Annotated in this window: 13 protein-coding genes and 1 pseudogene; 3 read left to right on the top strand and 11 right to left on the bottom strand. The window is 72.0% G+C overall.

The features are described from left to right. Both KHA85_RS09720 and KHA85_RS18030 read left to right on the top strand, forming a co-directional pair. Positions 1–460 (top strand): annotated as a pseudogene (locus KHA85_RS09720) (hypothetical protein); the annotation flags it as partial. 60 nt (positions 461–520) lie between these two features. After that, a complete protein-coding gene (locus KHA85_RS18030) occupies positions 521–1,825 on the top strand; it encodes an FAD-binding oxidoreductase (protein WP_213185641.1) in 1,305 nt (434 codons plus the stop codon). 37 nt (positions 1,826–1,862) lie between these two features. Here the strand turns inward: KHA85_RS18030 and KHA85_RS09710 are convergent, their stop codons facing one another. The 11 genes from KHA85_RS09710 to gdhA form a co-directional block, all read right to left on the bottom strand. Then, entirely contained in the window at positions 1,863–2,801 is a 939-nt protein-coding gene (locus tag KHA85_RS09710; RefSeq protein ID WP_213185640.1) for a hypothetical protein, read from the bottom strand. Further along, the gene (locus KHA85_RS09705) at positions 2,798–3,637 is read right to left on the bottom strand and encodes a carbon-nitrogen hydrolase family protein (protein ID WP_213185639.1); all 840 of its coding nucleotides are present in this window, start codon (positions 3,635–3,637) and stop codon (positions 2,798–2,800) included. The genes KHA85_RS09710 and KHA85_RS09705 overlap by 4 nt, the downstream gene beginning before the upstream one ends. A 16-nt stretch (positions 3,638–3,653) precedes the next feature. Beyond that, positions 3,654–6,332 (bottom strand): AMP-binding protein, encoded by a 2,679-nt coding sequence (locus KHA85_RS09700; protein WP_213185638.1) that lies wholly within the window; start codon positions 6,330–6,332, stop codon positions 3,654–3,656. Then, positions 6,329–7,378, bottom strand: coding sequence for an ABC transporter ATP-binding protein (locus KHA85_RS09695; protein ID WP_213185637.1), 1,050 nt, complete (start codon positions 7,376–7,378; stop codon positions 6,329–6,331). The genes KHA85_RS09700 and KHA85_RS09695 overlap by 4 nt, the downstream gene beginning before the upstream one ends. Continuing rightward, a complete protein-coding gene (locus KHA85_RS09690; protein WP_213185636.1) occupies positions 7,375–8,850 on the bottom strand; it encodes an ABC transporter permease in 1,476 nt (491 codons plus the stop codon). Before KHA85_RS09690 ends, KHA85_RS09695 begins: the two co-directional genes overlap by 4 nt. Before the next feature lie 148 nt (positions 8,851–8,998). Next, on the bottom strand, positions 8,999–9,973 hold the full coding sequence (locus KHA85_RS09685) for an iron ABC transporter substrate-binding protein (RefSeq protein WP_213185635.1): 975 nt from the start codon (positions 9,971–9,973) through the stop codon (positions 8,999–9,001). A 140-nt stretch (positions 9,974–10,113) separates the two neighbouring features. Further along, a complete protein-coding gene (locus tag KHA85_RS09680) occupies positions 10,114–10,545 on the bottom strand; it encodes a heat shock protein transcriptional repressor HspR (RefSeq protein ID WP_213185634.1) in 432 nt (143 codons plus the stop codon). After that, a complete protein-coding gene (dnaJ, locus tag KHA85_RS09675; RefSeq protein WP_213185633.1) occupies positions 10,542–11,714 on the bottom strand; it encodes a molecular chaperone DnaJ in 1,173 nt (390 codons plus the stop codon). Before dnaJ ends, KHA85_RS09680 begins: the two co-directional genes overlap by 4 nt. 133 nt (positions 11,715–11,847) lie before the next feature. Then, on the bottom strand, positions 11,848–12,516 hold the full coding sequence (gene grpE, locus KHA85_RS09670) for a nucleotide exchange factor GrpE (RefSeq protein ID WP_213185632.1): 669 nt from the start codon (positions 12,514–12,516) through the stop codon (positions 11,848–11,850). Then, complete coding sequence (gene dnaK, locus KHA85_RS09665; protein ID WP_213185631.1) at positions 12,513–14,378, bottom strand: molecular chaperone DnaK; 1,866 nt, start codon at positions 14,376–14,378, stop codon at positions 12,513–12,515. The genes grpE and dnaK overlap by 4 nt, the downstream gene beginning before the upstream one ends. Before the next feature lie 377 nt (positions 14,379–14,755). Continuing rightward, positions 14,756–16,102, bottom strand: coding sequence for an NADP-specific glutamate dehydrogenase (gene gdhA, locus KHA85_RS09660; RefSeq protein ID WP_063973830.1), 1,347 nt, complete (start codon positions 16,100–16,102; stop codon positions 14,756–14,758). A 240-nt stretch (positions 16,103–16,342) separates the two neighbouring features. Here gdhA and KHA85_RS09655 point away from each other — a divergent pair, with 240 nt between their 5' ends. Continuing rightward, the gene (locus KHA85_RS09655) at positions 16,343–17,983 is read left to right on the top strand and encodes a S1 family peptidase (RefSeq protein ID WP_213185630.1); all 1,641 of its coding nucleotides are present in this window, start codon (positions 16,343–16,345) and stop codon (positions 17,981–17,983) included. The last annotated feature ends 79 nt before the right edge of the window (positions 17,984–18,062 follow it).

Here is an 18,062-nt window from a genome sequence, read left to right as displayed (position 1 = left end):
GGGTGTCCTCCTCTCCGGCGTGATCCCCGGCCCGTGGTCGGACACCGGCTCCGACACCGGCCGCGGCACCGACGCCGCGCGCGGACCGATCCCCCAGCTCCTCCCACCCCCCGAACGGGCGCCCGGATCCGCGACGTTCGCCGTCGACGGCTCCTTCACCGTCGTCTCCACGCCCGCCGACCCCGTCTCCGGCGACGACACCGGCTGCGACCTGCCCGTCTCCCTGTCCGACATCGGCGAGGGCACCACCATCACGCTCCTCGAGGGCTCGACGTCCGTCATCGCCACCGCCCGGCTCACCTACTCCGGCGGCGACCTGGCCTCGTGCACGTTCACGTTCGGGTTCCCCGACGTCCCCGCCGGCGGCTCCTATTACGTGGTGGAACTGCCCGGCCGCGGCCAGCTGACCTACACGGAGGACGAGCTGCGCGCGGGCGTCGACATCACCCTGGGCAGGTGAGCGGCGCCGCGCGGATAGGGTGGGGACGGTGACGACGACGAGACGGGAGGTGCCCGGAACGTGAGCGACGACCCCGGACCGGAGCCTGCCGACGAGCCGTTCGGTGGCTACGACGTGGAACGCCTCGTCTCGGACATCGACCTCGACCCGTTCCTCGGTCGGCGACACGACCCGTTGGCCGAGCCGCTCGACGAGCCCGTCCAGGTGGGCGCGCAGGCACCGCCGCTGCTCGCGCTGCGCGACCTGCTCGCCGACGACCGCTTCCCCGACCTGTTCGCCCGCGCGCTCCGCGCCTCCGACCCCGACTTCCGCGAGCTGTTCCCCCGCGACGCCACGCCTGTGCTCCGCGAGTTCGTCCGCGCCATGACCTGGGCGTTCGAGACCACCGAGTACGCCCACGGTGACCGGTCGAAGGTCGAGGAGGTCGTCGAGTTCGCCCGGCACCTCGGCGCCGACCACCGCAAACTCGACCTCGCGCCCCGCCACCACCAACGCTTCGGCGAGGCGCTGACCCACACGCTGCGTCACCTCGCCGGACGCGGCTGGGACGACCGGCTCGAGACCACGCTCGCCACCGCGTACCGGGTGCTGTCGACCGCCCTCCAACAGGGCGCGGCCGCCGGCGAGGGGCCCGCGCGCGTCGGCGCCACCGTCGTGGAGGTGCTGCGCCCCACCCGCGACGTCGTGGTGGTGCGGCTCATCAGCGACGTGATGGTCGACTACCACCCGGGCCAGTACCTCAGCGTGCTCACGCCCTACTCCCCCGGCGTGTGGCGGCGGCTCAGCCCGTCGATCCCCTCGAACCCGGCCGGGCAGATCGAGTTCCACATCCGCGACGTGCCCGGCGGCGCCCTCAGCGGCTCGCTCGTCCGCGGCGTCGGCGTGGGCGACCGCTGGGTGCTCGCCAGACCGCTCGGCCTGCTCGAGGTGGACCGCTCCGAGCCGTTCCGGGACGTGCTCATGATCGGCGGCGGCACCGGCATCGCCCCGCTGCGCTGCCTGCTGCTCGACATGATGCGCCACGGCCACAACCCGCGCGTGCACCTGTTCTACGGGGCCCGCTTCCCCGGCGACCTCTACGACCTGCCCACGCTCGTCGACCTCGCCGCGACCGCCCCGTGGCTGACCATCCAGCCCGTCTCCGAGGAGGACGAGGATCCCTGGTGGGCCGGGCCCCGCCAGGAATTACCCCGCACGCTGCACCGTCGGCAGACCGGGACGCTGGTCGAGGCGGTCACGCAGTGGGGATCGTGGGCCGACCGGCAGGTGATCGTGTCGGGGTCACCGGAGATGCTGCGCGCGACCGTCCGCGGCCTGGTCGCGGCGGGCACCCCGCGGGAGAACATCAGCTTCGACCGGCCCTGAGAGACGCGCGGGCGACCGAAGAGGCCCGTCGCCCGGGTCAGCCGGCCGCCATGGCTGCGTCGGTCGTCTCGTCCCCGGACGTGTCGCCGCCCGCCGCGTCTCCGCCGTCGGCCTGGTCGGTGGTCGCCGTCGCGGTCGCCGTCGACGTCGCGGTGGTCGGCGAGGTGACCGCGGTCGTGGTGCCGGTGGTGGTGGTCTGGCTCGTCCGACTCGTGGACCTCGGCGACGAGGTCGCGCTGGTCGTCGCGTCGCAGGACTCGAACACGCGCCGGAAGCGGTCCGGCACGCCGAGCTGCTGCAGCTGCTCACGGCACACGTCGGATGCCGGCTCCGCGAGGAACTGCCATGAGTCGTCCCGCCACGAGAACAACTCCAGCTCGCCGCTCTCGCGGGTGACCAGCAGGAAGCGCTCGTCGCACTCGCGGACGGTCGTGCCGCGGCCGAGCTCGCCGGCGATGAACTCCGAAGTGCAGCGCTCGGTGGCGCTGGGCGGGCCCGTGGTTGTGGGCGTGGTCGACGTCGTCGTCCGCGACGTCGTCGGAGTGGTGGTCTGGGTCGAGGTGGTGGGCACCGCGACCGGCTCCTCGTCACCGCCGGTCGCGGTGAGCAGCCAGACCACCAGCGCCGCCACCAGGGCGATCGCCAACAGGACGGCGGCGATCATCCACGGCGTCGGCCCGCCGCCGTCCCCGTCGTCCCAGGGATCACCGTCGTCGGGCGGGACATCGCCGGGCGGGGGCACGTCCCCGGTCGGGTAGGGGTGAGGCGTCGGCCCGGGGCCCGCGGGGTACTGCGACCAGGCCGCGCTCGACGTGCCGCCGGGGACGGGCGGGAGGTGTTCGGTGGCCGGGTCCGCGGGCGGGAGCTGCTCCGTCGGCGGGTCGACCGGCGACAACCGCTCGGTGGGCGCGTCGCGGTCGTCCGGGTCCGGAGTCGCGGGATCGTCGCCCCGGCGTGGGCCGCCCGGTCCGCTCACCGCGGGATCTTCCCGTGCGACTCCTCCGTGACACGCCCGTTCGCGAGCACGGGGATGACCTTCCGGATGTCGGTGACCTCGTCGTCGTCGACCTCCACTACCATCAGCCCCGCTCCGGGGCCGGCCTCGGAGCGCACGGTCCCGTCCGGTCCGACGAGCAGCGAATGCCCGACGCCGGTGGGTGCGCCGCGCTTGACCTCGACACCCTCGACGGCCGGGTCGGCCTGGCCCACGGCGAGCAGGAAGGTCGTCGAGTCGAGCGCGCGAGCCCGGGCGAGCAGCCGCCACTGGTCGACCTTGCCCGGCCCGGCGCCCCAGGAGGCGCTGCACAGGGTGAGGCGCGCGCCGGCGGACGCGAGCGCTGTGTACTGGCCGGGGAACCGGATGTCGTAGCAGACGCTCAGGCCGACCCCCACGCCGTCGACCGTCACCACGCGCGTCGCGTCGCCGGGCTCGACGGTGTCGGACTCCGCGAATCCGAACGCGTCGAACAGGTGGATCTTGTCGTAGCCCGTGTGGATCTCGTCGCCGCCGCCGGTGGGGCCCGTGACCAGGAGGGTGTTGCGGACGCGGCCGCCCTGACCGGGCGTGAACATGCCGACGACGACGAGGACATCGTGCTCGCGTGCGGATTCGGCCACCGCGGTCGCCCACGGGCCGTCGAGGGGTTCGGCGATCTCGTCGAGTCGACCGGCCCCGAACGCGCGCATGGTGGCCTCGGGGAACACCACGATGCGGGCCGACTGCGCTGCGGCTTCGGCCACCGACTCGCGGACCAGTCGGAGGTTGTCCTGCGGGTCGCGTCCGGTCAGGATCTGGGCGGCGGCGATACGCACGGCGGTCCTCCTCTGGCTAAGGGCTGGTGGTACGAGCACGACGGTACCGGTGGCCTCCGACGCTACCCGCGGCCCGCGGTGCCCCTCGCCCGAGACGGCGACAGGCCGTCGCCGCACGCTCCCACGCCCACCACGCCGCCAGTCCGACCGCGAGCGACGCCGCCCAGGACAGCCACGGGTGCCCCGCGTCCCGGATCGGCGGGTACACCAGGAAGTGGGTGAGATAGATGAACAACGACGCCGCCGCGAGGGGCGTGACCATCCGTGCCACCGGCCGCGGCAACCGGACGGCAGGGATCCAGATCAGGGCGAGGACCCCCGCGATGATCACCAGTTCCCGGGCGGGATGCCCGAACCAGCCCGGCACGCAGACGACCACCACCGCCGCGCAGACCACGCGCGCCCACACCGCCGCGCCGCGCGACCCCCGGGCCGCACCGGCGTGCTCGGCGCGCGCCACGACCCACCCGAGCCCGAACAGCCAGAGCACCGCCGGCGCGGAGTACCACACGTGCGGACCGCCACCCAGGTCGACCACGCCGTAGCGCACGAGCAGACCGAGGGCGATCAGAGCAGCCGGGACGGCGAAGGGGCGGCGGCAGTCGAGACGACTCACCGCGGGCACGGCCATGACCGCGGCCACGAGCAGCAGCAGGTAGACGGAGGCCTCGACGAACCACATCTGCCAGGGATTCCACCACCGGTCGTCGGACCAGGACCGCGGTCCCAGGACGTGCGTGGCCAGCAGCGGCGAGTACCAGTGGTAGCGGCTGGTGAACGGGGTGACGATCAGCAGCCACACGACGGCGGGAAGCGCGATCCTCGACGCGGTCCGGAGTACGCCGCGGGCCCGCTCCCCCGCGCCGCCCGGGTTCAGACGGAAACGTGCCAGTGAGTATCCGACCAGCGCGATGAGGACGTGCGCGCCGCCGTAGACCTCCATCGCCCGCGTGTGCCCGCCGACGATCGTCAGGATGAACACCGCGCGGAGGACGATCGAGGTGTCCATGCGTGCCCACGACCGCCACGGTCGCCGACGCGACGGCGGCTCCGGTATTCGTGCGACAGTGAGGCCGTCGAGGTCCGCGAGCGGACGCAGATGCCAGTCCCGCGGTAGCCCGGGGACGCGCTGCTCGAGTCGCGCCGAGAGCACCACATAGGTCAGAGAATCGCCCCCGAGGTCCACGAACGTCGCGTCGGGCGGGCATGCGTCCAACCCGAGAGCGTCCGCCACCAGCGCACTCGGTGGTTCGGTCTCGGACCCGCCGGGAGCTCGGGACCGCTGCGCGACGAGCGCGCGCAGGGCCGCCTGGTCGACCTTGCCGGCGGCGGTGCGGGGGTAGTCGGCCACGACGAGGACGTCCACCGCCGACGGGGGGAGCCCCGACGCGGTTGCGGCCGCGGCCGCGACCGGCGCCGCGACCGCCGCCGAGGCGTCCGGCCGCTCGCGGGTGACCACCACCAAGCGGTCCGGCTCACCGACGCACGAGACGTCGAACCCCCGGTCGGCGAGGATCGATTCGACCCGTCCCAGGTCGATGCGGTGACCGAAGATCTTGGTCTCGCGACCCATCCGCCCGACGATCTCCACGAGGCCGTCCTCGGCGATCCGGGCGAGGTCTCCCGTCCGGAGCTCCTCGAGCTCGGGGCCCCGGCCGAGATCGGCGGGCGTCGTGGCATACCCCATCATCACATTGGGTCCGCGGTAGACGAGCTCGCCCGGCTCGTCGATCCCGGCTCCGCGCGGACGGTCCACGCGGAACTCACCGCCGGGGATCGCGATGCCGACCGCCTCCGGGCGCGTCCGCGCGAGGTGGGCGGGCAGGTATCCCATCCGCGCCGTGGCCTCGGTCTGGCCGTACATCACCACGAGCTCGGCGCCCCGGGCCTCCAGATACGAGGCCACCCGACGCACCGCGTCCGGCGCCAGCCGACCGCCGGCCTGGGTGAGATAGCGCAGGCGGGTGAGACCGTCGAGTCGCCCCAGGCCCACCCGTTCCAGGAGCTCCACGGTGTGCGGGACCGCCGCGAACGTCGTCGCCCCGTGGGCGGCCGCGCGCTCCCAGAACGCCGGCCTCGCGACCGAGTCGGTGTTGAGGATCACCCCGGCGCCGGCGAGCAGGTGACTGTGCAGCACGGACAAGCCGTAGCAGTAGTGCGGTGGCAGGGTCGTGATGGCCCGATCCGTCGGCCGGATGCGCAGGTACTCGACGATCGACGCCGCATTGGCCAGCACCGCCGCGCGGGACTGGCGTACCAGCTTGGGCGTGCCGGTCGACCCCGAGGTGCTCATCAGCAGTGCGAGGTCGTCGTGGAGGTCGTACCGCGGCGGCGCGGTGTGCACGCCGCGCGGCACCGGGGCACCGTCCCCCGCCACGAGATCCGGCGGCCACGCGGCGAGGATCGCGTCGGCGGCGGGCCCCTCCGGGGGCAGGAGCATCACCACGTGGCCGGCGTCGTGGGCGGCGAGGTAGTCCACGAGGAAGGCGAGCGTGTTGGCCGCCATCAGGCCGATCAGCCTGCGCCCGCCGGAGACCTGCGGGTAGTCGGCCGCTCGCGCTGCGCACATCCGCGCCAGCGCCGAGTAGGTGATCTCGGTCCCGTCCGCCACCACGGCGACCGCGCTCGCTCGCCGCGCGAACGTGGAGACCACCCCGAGCGGTGCCGGGCGCCGATCCGTCGGTGTGGCCGTCACGACGGGGCCCCGGACACCCGGCCCACCCCGACCACGGCGAGACTCACCTCGTCGCCGATCTCGGGAGCGTCCTGAGGCCGGCACCGCGCGACGATCCGGCGCTCACCGCGCACCTCGACCTCACACCGCACCGCCGACCCGAGGAAGCGTGCATCACTGACCACGCCCTCGACCCCGCCGGCCCCCACCGGCCCCAGGACGACCTGCTCGGTCCGGACCGTCAGCGAGACGAGCCCGTTCACCGTGGGGTCCGGGACACGGACCCCACCCAGTTCCGTGGAGACGATGCCCGCCCGGCCGTGACCCGACAGATGGACGACCTCCCCGAAGAACTCGGCCGTCGCGTCGTCGGCGGGGCGCAGGTAGACCTCACGGGGTCGGTCGACCTGGACGAACGCACCCTCCCGCATCACGGCGACACGGTCGGCGAAGGACAGCGCCTCCTCATGGTCGTGCGTCACCAGCAGGGTGGTCACCCCGCCCGCCCGGAGGACCTCCGCCACCCCGGTACGGATCGCGGACCGCAGTCCGGCGTCGAGCGCGGAGAAGGACTCGTCGAGCAGCACGACGTCCGGGGACTGCGCCAGCGCCCGCGCCACCGCCACGCGCTGCTGCTGACCCCCCGACAGCTGGTCAGGTCGCAACGACGCCATACCGGGATCGAGGGACACCCGTCGCATCAGGCCGGACACCCGCTCCGCGGTCCGTTCACGCCGCTTCAGCCCGAACCCGATGTTCGCGCCCACCGTGAGGTGCGGGAAGAGCGCACCGTCCTGGGGCACGTAGCCGATGCGGCGCCGGTGGGCGGGGACCGACCGCCGCCCGACGAGTTCACGTCCGCCCAACCGGACGGACCCGCTGTCCGGGTGTTCGAAGCCGGCGATCACCCGCAACAGGGTCGTCTTCCCGCACCCGGACGGCCCCACCACCGCCACCGAACCACCCGCGGGGACGTCGAGGTCCAGATCACGGAGAACCCGACGTCCGCCGAACGACTTCGCCACACCGCGCACCGCGAGATCCCCCGGGCTCCCCTGCGTGGTCATCGCCCACCCGCCGTCGCCTGCCTCAGGAGGAGGTACGTGACGGGCGCCGACATCACGATCATGATCGCCGCGAACGGCGCGGCCCCCGCATAGTCAAGATCAAGGCTCAAACTCCAGAAACGGGTCGCGAGGGTGCCGGTTCCCGCCGGCGAGAGCAACAGTGTCGCGGTCAACTCGTTGACGACGGCCAGGAAGACCAACGCGAACGCGGCGAGCATCGAGGGCGCGGCGCGCCGCAGGGTGATCGTGACCACTGCGTTCAGCGGCGGCCGACCGAGAGCCCGGGCGGCCTCCTCGAGTCGCTCCGGAGCCTGGGCGAGCCCCGCGCGCAGTGTCACGAGCGCACGCGGGATGAACAGGACGACGTAGGCCGCCAGCACCAGGGCCACCGTCTGGTACACCTGCGGCAGCACACGGATGACGACCGTCGTCAGCGCGAGCGCGACGACGATGCCGGGTATCGAGCTGGCGACGTAGTTCGCGGCGTCCGCCACACGGGAGAACGCGCCGGGGTGACGTACCGTCAGCCACGCCACGGGCAGAGCGAGGAGGACACATCCGGCGGCGCCGTACACCCCGTACCCGACCGACTGCGCGAGCGCCTCGCCCAGTCCCGCGTCGACCCAGGCCTCGGCCCCGCCCACGAGCAGCCACCGCATCACCACGACGAGCGGCACGCCGAGGGAGGCGCCGACCACCCCCGCGCACGCCGCGAGCGCCAGCGGCGTCCACCACCCGAGTCGGACCCGGTTCCGGCGCCTCGCCGCCCCCGCGCCGACCCGGGCGTAGCGGGCACGGCCGCGGGCACCCGCCTCCGCGGCCAGCAGGAACAGGCACAGGATCACCAGGACACCGGCCAGGGCGCCCCCTGCGGCCGAGGCGTAGGTCGACTGGTACTGCTCCACGATCGCGGTGGTGAAGGTGTCGAACCGGATCATCGAGAACGCGCCATACTCGGCCAACAGATGCAGCGCGACCAGCAGCGCGCCCCCGAGCACGGCCAGTCTGAGCTGGGGAACGACCACCCGCAGGGCCACCGCCACACCGGACAGGCCCAGCGAGCGCGCCACCTCCTCCTCGGCCGGGTCGATCCATCTCAGGGTGGCCGCGGCCGGGAGGTAGACCAGCGGGAAATACGCGGAGACGGCGATGAGCACGCCTCCTCCCAGGCCGCCGAGCGAAGGGTCCACCCCGAGCCACGCGTAGCTGGTGACGAACGCGGGCACCGCGAGCGGAGCGGCCAGGAGCACACCCCACACGCGACGACCCGGGAGGTCCGTACGTTCGACGACCCATGCCGCGGCGACCCCGATCACCACCGTGAGGGGGACGGTCACCACGACGAGCCCGACGGTCGACCAGAAGAGGCGGGCCACGCGCTCGCGGAGCACCAACTCCGCCAGGCGCGCCGGACCGAGGTCCGCCGCGAGCCACGCGACGTACACCACCGGCAGGAGCAGGAGAAGTGTCACCGCCCCCGCGACGAGAAGCAGCGGCAGCGGTGGGTGGCGACGCCGGGGCGGGACCGGCCCGGGTGGCCGCGTCCGGGCCGCCGCGGACCCCGACCCGTCATGCGAGCCACCCGCGACGACGCGGGGCGGCGTGATCACGTCCACGGGCTCAGGCCAGTCCGACCGAGGTCAACAGGTCGGTCACCGCCGGCCCGTTCAGTCCTGCCGGGTCCACGACGGGTGCGCCGAGCTCCGCGAGGGGAACCAGGTCCTCGTTCGCCCCGACGCCCGAGGCCACCGGGTACTCGAACGAGGAGTCCCGGATGATCTCCTGCCCCGCCGCGGACGTGATGAAGGCGAGGAACCGCTGTGCGTCCTCCGCGTGAGGGGCGTTCGCGAGCACGCCACCCCCGGAGAGGGAGACGAACGATTCCGGGCCGCCGTTCCGGAAGTAGTGCTGCCCCACGTTCTGCGAGGACTCGCCGGTCCCGGCCCGATCTCCGAAGAAGTAGTAGTGGTAGATCACCCCGCCGTCGATTTCGCCGTTGTTCACCGCGGCGAGGACGGGTTTGTTCCCCTTGTACGTCGAGAAGCCACCGTCCGGACGCCGGAGGGACTCGAGCCACCGACGAGTCTCCTGCTCCCCGGACATCTCGAGGGCGGCGGACACAATCGCCTGGAAGTCCGCTCCCGCCGGAGCGGCCCCCCACCGGCCCGCCCAGCGCGGGCTCGACAGGTCCGAGAACGAGGTGGGCAGCTCGTCCTCGGTGACCGCCGTGGTGTTGTAGACGAACACGGTCGACCGGGCGGCGATACCGACCCAGTCCCCAGTGGACGGCCGATACTCCGGAGGCACCTGGCCGACGGTCTCGTCTGCCACCGGTGCGAGCAGGCCCTCGCGAGCCACCATGGAGATGGCCGGAGAGTTCTCGGTCAGGTACACGTCCGCGCGGGAGGCGTCGCCCTCCGCGACGAGCTGGTTGCCGAGGTCGAAGTCGCTGCCATTGCGCAGCTCGACCTCGATGCCGGTTTCCCGGGTGAACGCGTCCGCCAGCTCGCGGGTGAGCGACTCGTGCTGCGCGTTGTAGACGATGACCGCGTCATCGCCACTGTCCAGACCGCATGCGGACATCGAGATCGCCATGACGGACACGAGAGCCGCCGCGAGGGATCGGGTGCGAGACGTTCGGGCGCGCAGGGTCACGGGTGGCCTCTCGGAGATCAGAGTCGATAGTACCGAGACACTAGCATGTGGTTAGCCTTCCCTCACTTGCCGTGAGGGGCCTAGTCCTCGCGGTCGCCGCGCTGGTGGCGCGGGCGCCACACGACGACCGAGGTCGAGCGCGGCACGTGGACCAGCTCGCCACCGGCCCGGCCGCCGGTGCCGGCGCGACGGCGGAGTTCGGCGTTCTCCTCGACCAGCTCGGACACGCGGCTGCGCAGGGCGTCGACCTGATTGGTCAGTTCCATGATCCGCTTGATGCCGGCGAGGTTGACGCCCTCCTCCTGGCTCAGCCGCTGCACCTCGCGGAGCATGGCCACGTCCCGCAGGGAGTAGCGTCGCCCGCCGCCGCTGGTGCGTTCGGGTGTGACGATGCCCAGGCGGTCGTAGGTGCGCAGGGTCTGGGCGTGCAGGCCGGATAGTTCGGCGGCCACCGAGATCACCAGGACGCTGTCGTCGGGGCCCAGCTCCCCGACGCCCCGGCGGGGGCTCATGTCGCCCCGGCCCAGCCCGACCGGGGATCGAAGCCCGCCGCACGCAACGCGTCGTCGTAGGCGGCCAGTTCGGCTTCGGCCATCCCGGCGGGGGGCGTGGCCACCCGGAGGGTGACCTTGAGGTCACCGGTTCCGGACTTGCTCGCAATGCCCCGGCCGCGCACGCGCAGGATCTGACCGTCGCGCGAGCCGGCGGGGATCTTCACGGTCACCCGCCCGGTGAGCGTGGGCACGGACACCTGAGCGCCGCGGACCAGTTCCGGATAGGAGACGGGCAGGTCCACCAGCAGGTCGGAGCCGTCGCGGTCGAACACCGCGTCCTTCTGGACGGTGACGGTGACGTAGAGGTCGCCGGACGGGGCGCCGCGGAAACCGGCCTCGCCCTGGCCGGAGAGCCGGATGCGTTGACCGTCCTGGACGCCGGCCGGGACCTTGACGTTGATGGTGCGGGTGCGGTTGGTGACGCCGCTGCCCGAGCACTCGGGGCACGGGTCGTCGATCTTGGATCCGGTGCCGCCGCAGTCGGTGCAGGGCTCGGCGAACCCGAACGCCCCCTGGTTGCGCTGGGTGACGCCCGCGCCGTGGCAGGTGCCGCAGACCCTGGGGCTGGTACCGGGCCGCGCGCCGCTGCCGTGGCAGGTCAGACACGGCGACGGCGAGGACAGCTTGATCTGAACCGTCTCACCGAGAGCGGCCTCGCGGAACGACAGGGTCAGAGCGGTCTCGACGTCCTGGCCGCCGCGCGGGCGCTGCGCTCGGCTCCGACCGCCTGCGCCGCCGCCCGCTCGGGCCTGGTTGAACAGGCCGCCGAAGAGATCGGAGAATCCGCCGGCGCCGCCGGGCCCGCCGCCACCGAACAGGTCACCGAGGTCGAAGTCACTCGTGGTGGTGTAGCTGCCGCCACCCGGGGCGAAGCCGCTGAACCCGCCGGAGGAGACCTGCGCACGGAACGCGTCGTACTCCTTGCGTTTCGCAGGGTCGCCGATGACGTCGTTGGCCTCGCTGATCCGCTTGAACTTGTCCTCTGCGGCCGCGTTCCCGGGGTTGGAGTCCGGGTGGTTCTCGCGGGCGAGCTTGCGGTAGGCCCTGCGGATCTCGTCCTGGCTCGCGGTCTTGGAGACGCCCAGTTCGGCGTAGTAATCCTTCTCGACCCATTCGCGCTGACTCACCAGACGCCTCCTTTCCTCAGATCTCGTATTCTCTCAGGTTCCCCGGCGCGGCCGGGGTCGGGTCGGCGTGCGGGCACGGTCTAAAGACCTGTGGTCGGTCCGCGCCCGCACGCCGGGGTGAGAGCCGGGTGGCTCAGCGGACGATCACCATCGCCGTCCGCAGGGTCCGCTCACCGTGGCGGTAGCCCTTGCGCAGGATCGTGCCGAGGACGGGCTCGGAGCCGTCGGACTCGTCCTGCACGGCCTCGTGGATGGCCGGGTCGAACGCGTCGCCCTCCTCGCCGAAGGCCTCGACCCCCTGCGAGGCCAGCAAGGCGTGGACCTTGTCGGCGAAGACCTTGAGCGGCCCCTCCTCCAGGTCACCGTGCTCGCGGGCCCGGTCGAGGTCGTCGACGATCGTCAGGAGCTCGGTGAGCACCGAGCCCTTGGCGGTGTCGATGATCGACTGGCGGTCACGCTCGACGCGGCGGCGGTAGTTGGCGAACTCCGCCGACACCCGCTGCAGGTCCGCGGTCCGCTCGTCGAGCTGCGCCTGCAGCGCCGATGTCGGATCGTCGTCCCCGCCGTCACCGGCCTGGGCGCCGTCCGCGTCGGCGGCGGTGGCGTCGGCGGCGGCGGCGGTGGCGTCGGCGGCGGTGCCGTCGGCAGGGGCGGCGCCGTCTGCCGCGGCCGGGCCGTCGGCGGGAGCGGTGCCCTCGTCGACGACCTCGGCCTCCACGGTCTCCGCGGCGTGCTGCGTCTCGTCGTCAGCGCCGGCCCACGCGGCGGTCTCGGCGGCGTCGCTCTCCTCGGGGCGGGTCACTTGGACTCACCTGCATTCGGCCCGGCGGGCCCATCCTCATCTACCACCTCGGCGTCGACGACGTCGTCGTCGGCCGCGTCACCGGTCGTGGCGTCGCCGGCCTCTGCACCCTCGGCCGCGGAGGCCTCGTAGATCGCCTGTCCGACGGCCTGGGCCTCGGTGTTGACCTTCTCCACCGCGGACTTGATCGCGTCGACGTCCGAGCCCTCGAGCGCGGTCTTGGCGTCGGCGATCGCGGCCTGGAGGGACTCCTTCTTGTCGGCCGGGATCTTGTCCTCGTTCTCCGAGACGAACTTCTCCGTCTGGTAGATCGTGGACTCCGCCTGGTTGCGGGCGTCCGCCTCCTCGCGACGCTTGGCGTCCTCGGCGGCGTGCTCCTCGGCGTCCTTGATCATCTGGTCGATCTCCTCCTTGGAGAGGCCGGAGCCCTCCTGGATGATGATCGTGTTCTCCTTGCCGGTGCCCTTGTCCTTCGCGGTGACGTGGACGATGCCGTTGGCGTCGATGTCGAAGGTGACCTCGATCTGCGGCACGCCGCGCGGCGCCGGGGCGATGCCGGCGAGCTCGAACGAGCCGAGCAGCTTGTTCTGCGCGGCCATCTCGCGCTCACCCTGGAAGACCTGGATCTGCACGGACGGCTGGTTGTCGTCGGCCGTGGTGAAGGTCTCGGACCGCTTGGTCGGGATGGTGGTGTTGCGCTCGATGAGCTTGGTCATGACGCCACCCTTGGTCTCGATGCCCAGCGACAGCGGGGTCACGTCGAGCAGGAGCACGTCCTTGACCTCACCGCGGAGCACGCCGGCCTGGAGGGCGGCGCCCACGGCGACGACCTCGTCCGGGTTGACACCCTTGTTGGGCTCCTTGCCGCCGGTGAGCTCCTTGACCAGGTCGGACACGGCCGGCATACGGGTCGAGCCGCCGACGAGCACGACGTGGTCGATCTGCGAGACCGAGATGCCGGCGTCCTTGATGACGGCCTGGAACGGCTGGCGGCAGCGGTCGAGCAGGTCCTGCGTGATGCGCTGGAACTCGGCGCGCGAGAGGGTCTCGTCGAGGAACAGCGGGTTCTTGTCCGCGTCCACGGTGATGTACGGCAGGTTGATCGAGGTGGACTGGCCCGAGGACAGTTCGATCTTGGCCTTCTCGGCGGCCTCACGCAGACGCTGCAGCGCCATCTTGTCCTTGGTCAGGTCGATGCCGTTCTGCGCCTTGAACTTGTCGACCAGCCAGTCGACGATCCGCTGGTCCCAGTCGTCGCCACCGAGGTGGTTGTCGCCGGAGGTCGCGCGGACCTCGACGACGCCGTCGCCGATGTCGAGCAGGGAGACGTCGAAGGTGCCGCCACCGAGGTCGAAGACCAGGATGGTCTGCTCCTTATCGCCCTTGTCGAGGCCGTAGGCCAGGGCGGCCGCGGTGGGCTCGTTGACGATGCGCAGGACGTTGAGACCGGCGATCTGGCCGGCGTCCTTGGTGGCCTGACGCTGGGCGTCGTTGAAGTAGGCCGGCACGGTGATGACGGCGTCGGTGACGTCCTCACCGAGGTAGGACTCGGCGTCCCGCTTGAGCTTCTGAAGAATGCGGGCGCTGATCTCTTGCGGGGTGTAGGTCTTGCCGTCGATGTCGCTGGACTTCCACTCGGTGCCGATGTGGCGCTTGACCGAGCGGATGGTGCGGTCGACGTTGGTGACGGCCTGGTTCTTCGCGGGCTGGCCCACGAGGACCTCGCCGTTCTTGGCGAACGCGACCACCGAGGGGGTCGTGCGTGACCCCTCGGCGTTGGCGATGACGTTGGCCTCGCCGCCCTCGAGGACGGCGACGCACGAGTTGGTGGTGCCGAGGTCGATACCGACTGCACGTCCCATGGTGATCTCCTTTTCTGCTTCGCGAGCGCGAACTCGTCTTTAGTGGACCCGGCTCAAGGGCCGGGCCGTCTGACTCCACCCTGCCTTCCGGCCACCGGCGGAGTCAACCCGACTTGAGTCTGGTGCGCTGAGGTTTCTCGCCCGGTACAACCGGCGGTCTGCGGGATCCATTCCCGAAGTGAGTCAACTCACAGAAGAAGATGAGTCGGTCGGACTCAACGACGAGAGCGTCCCGGCACCCCGCGGTGGGCGGAGGCGTCCGGAACGCTCGGTCGTCGGAGAGAAGAAGGAAAAGAGAAGGGATAAGGATGACGACGACGAGGTGCGCCGTCCGCCGGCACCGGGCGATCACCCCCTGTGCCGGCGCACTCCCCGGTCTAGATCACGCCCTGGGCGAGCATCGCGTCGGCGACCTTGCGGAACGCGGCGATGTTGGCGCCGGCGACGAGGTCACCCGGGACGCCGTACTCCTCGGCGGTCGCGGCCGCGGTGGCGTGGATGGTGGTCATGATCCGGTCGAGCTCGGAGTCCACGCGCTCGAAGTCCCACTGCAGACGACCGGCGTTCTGCCGCATCTCGAGACCGCTGGTGGCCACACCGCCCGCGTTGGCGGCCTTGGCGGGCCCGAACAGGATGCCCCGCTCGTGGATCACCTCCACGGCCTCCTCGGTGCACGGCATGTTGGCACCCTCCGCGATCACCCGGCACCCGTTGTCCGCCAGCGTCCGGGCCGCGTCGCCGTCGAGCTCGTTCTGGGTGGCGCAGGGCAGCGCGATGTCGCACTCGACCTCCCACACCGACCGCCCCTCGACGTACGTGCAGTTGCCGCGCTCCTCGGCGTACGCCGTGAGGCGTGCGCGACGCACGTCCTTGATGTCGGAGAGCAGGTCCAGATCCAGCCCGTCCTCGTCGAGGATGTAGCCCTGGCTGTCCGAGCAGGCCACGACGGTCGCGCCGAGCTGGGCGGCCTTCTTGGCGGCGTAGATCGCCACGTTGCCGGAACCGGAGACCACCACGCGTGAGCCCTCGAGGCTGTACTCGGTGTCGCGGAGCATCTCGCGCACGAAGTAGACGAGCCCGTAACCGGTCGCCTCGGTGCGGGCCCACGACCCGCCGTACCCGACACCCTTGCCGGTGAGGACGCCCGCCTCGTTGCGGCCGGTGATCCTGCGGTACTGCCCGTACAGGTAGCCGATCTCGCGTCCGCCCACGCCGATGTCGCCCGCCGGCACGTCGAGGTCGGCGCCGATGTGGTGCGCGAGCTCGGCCATGAACGACTGACAGAAGCGCATGACCTCGGCGTCGCTCCTGTCGTGGGGGTCGAAGTCCGACCCGCCCTTGCCGCCACCCAGGCCGAGGCCGGTGAGGGCGTTCTTGAAGACCTGCTCGAAGCCGAGAAACTTCAGGGTGTCCTCGTCCACGGACCGGTGGAAGCGCAGGCCGCCCTTGTACGGGCCGAGGTCGGAGCTGAACTGCACGCGGAAACCGCGGTTGACCTGGACGACCCCGTTGTCGTCGACCCACGGGACACGGAAGGAGATCACGCGCTCGGGCTCGATGATCCGCTTGAGGATCCCGCCCTCGACGTACTCGGGGTGCTGCTTGACCACGGGTGCGAGCGACTCCAGCACCTCGTGGACCGCCTGCCGGAAGAGGTGCTGTCCGGGATTGCGTCGCACCACGGTCTCCAGCGCGTCATGTAGTGCGGCGTCAGCGTCGGACATGGGACCTCCGGTCGATAAGTCTTTGGTGATGACGCATGCGTCGTTGCCGAAGAGGCAGCCTAGCGGCAGGGGCGGCGATTCTCCGACTCCCCTCCCCTCCCGGAAACCGCCAGGCGATTCTCACTAATCACACGTGTCACACTGGACTCACTAATCACAGGTCCGTAATCTCACCGGCATCATCCCGAGCCGCGATCGGTCGACCAGCGGTCGTCCATCTGTGCATCACGGAAGGCCATCATGCGCATCACCTCGAGAATCGCCGCCGTCGCCGCCGCAGCGGCGCTGGTGGTCACCGCGTCGCCCGCCGGCGCGGACCCCTCCGCCACGCCCCCCGCACCCGTTCCCTCCGCCGCGCAGCCCGCCGCGGCGGAGGCGCTCCCCGTCCTGGCCGACGCCCTCGCGCCGCAGCTGACCTCGCTCGTCGAGGCACTGCGCCGCGATCTCGGCCTCACCCCTGAGCAGTTCCTGGCCCAGGCCGGCATCGGCGAGCGCCTCGCCGAGGCGCGGCCCCACTGGGAGCAGCGGTTCCGCGACGCCTTCGGCGGCGTCTGGCTGGATGACGAGGGCACCGGCCTGGTCGGCGTCGTCGCCGGCCCGGCCGGCGACCGCCTCCGGTCGGAGGCCACCGAGGCCGGGTTCACCGTGCAGGACGTGGCGCTCACCACAGCTGAGCTCGATGCCCGCGAACGACAGGTCCGCAAGGTCGTCGAGGGCATGCCCGAGGACCTGCAGGAGCTCGTCACCGCCGTGCGCGTCGACCCCACCCGCAACGCCGTGGTCGTCACCACCCGCGGCGGCGAGGCGGCCCAGCTGGGCAACCTCGACGCCCGACTCCGCGATCTCGCCGAGATCGACATGATCGAGGCGCCCGACCCCCGGTGGGACACCGCGCCGTTCGGCAGCGAGGGCGGCGGGCAGTCCGAGGGGACGCCCACCGTCGACGGACTCGAGCCCGCCACCACCCGCACGGGTGCCGCCACCGGCGAGCGGCTCGACGCCCAGTCTGCGCCGGGCAGCGGGGCCGGCGCCTCGGGATCGCTCGGGAGCCTCGGCCTCCTCAACGAGGCCGGCCTCATCCCCGAGGGGCCGCTGCGCACGGTCGTCGACCTCCTCGCCGGACTCACGCCGGGCACCGGCTCGATCATCGACGGCATGAACGAGACCGTGCCCGCCCAGGCGACCCCGGTGCCGGAGGACCGACGCCGCGCCATCCAGTCCGTGCCCGCCCCCGCGGGTCCGGTCGTGGGCGGTACGGCCTACCAGGTGCGCGTCCCGGACGGGATCCTCGAGTGCTCCACCGGATTCAACGGGGAGCTCGACGGCAAGCCCGTCGTCGTGACCGCCGCCCACTGCGCCGGCACCGACGGCACCCGCGCGGCCCTGGCCGACGGCGAGGAGTTCGGCACGATGACCGCTACGCAGCGCGAGGGCGTCGACACCGCCCTGATCGCTGTCGACGAGGACGCCGCGGACCGGTTCCGTACCAACCTCGTCGGCACCGGCGACGACAGCACCCAGGCGATCGTCGGCACGGCGGCGCCGGTCGTGGGCCAGAAGGCCTGCAAGACCGGATTCCGCACCGGCTTCTCCTGCGGCACCATCTCCCAGGTCGGGGCCCAGATCGACGTGGCCGGCACCCGCACGATCGAGGGGGCTTTCACCGTCGACCTGTGCGCCCTGCCCGGCGACAGCGGCGGAGTCGTCTTCTCCGGCGACCGCGCCCTGGGTATCTCGAGCGCGTCCAACGTCGCCGACACCGGCACGTGCGCCAACGCGGACACCGTCGCCCACGCCGCCGGGTTCACCCCGCGGTTGTCGGCGGTCCCGATCGCGGACGTCCTGGCCGCCCATCCCGGGCTGACGCTGCGCACCAACTGACCATTAATACGACACGCGGGCCCCGCCTGCGAGTGGAGCCTGCTCCGGTTAGGGCAGCCTCAACTCGGCATGCGGGGCC

The organism is Dietzia massiliensis (genome assembly GCF_018390595.1).
GTDB classification, from domain to species: domain Bacteria; phylum Actinomycetota; class Actinomycetes; order Mycobacteriales; family Mycobacteriaceae; genus Dietzia; species Dietzia massiliensis.
Note: the sequence above shows the minus strand (reverse complement) of the source record. Positions and strands in the feature narration are given on the sequence as shown.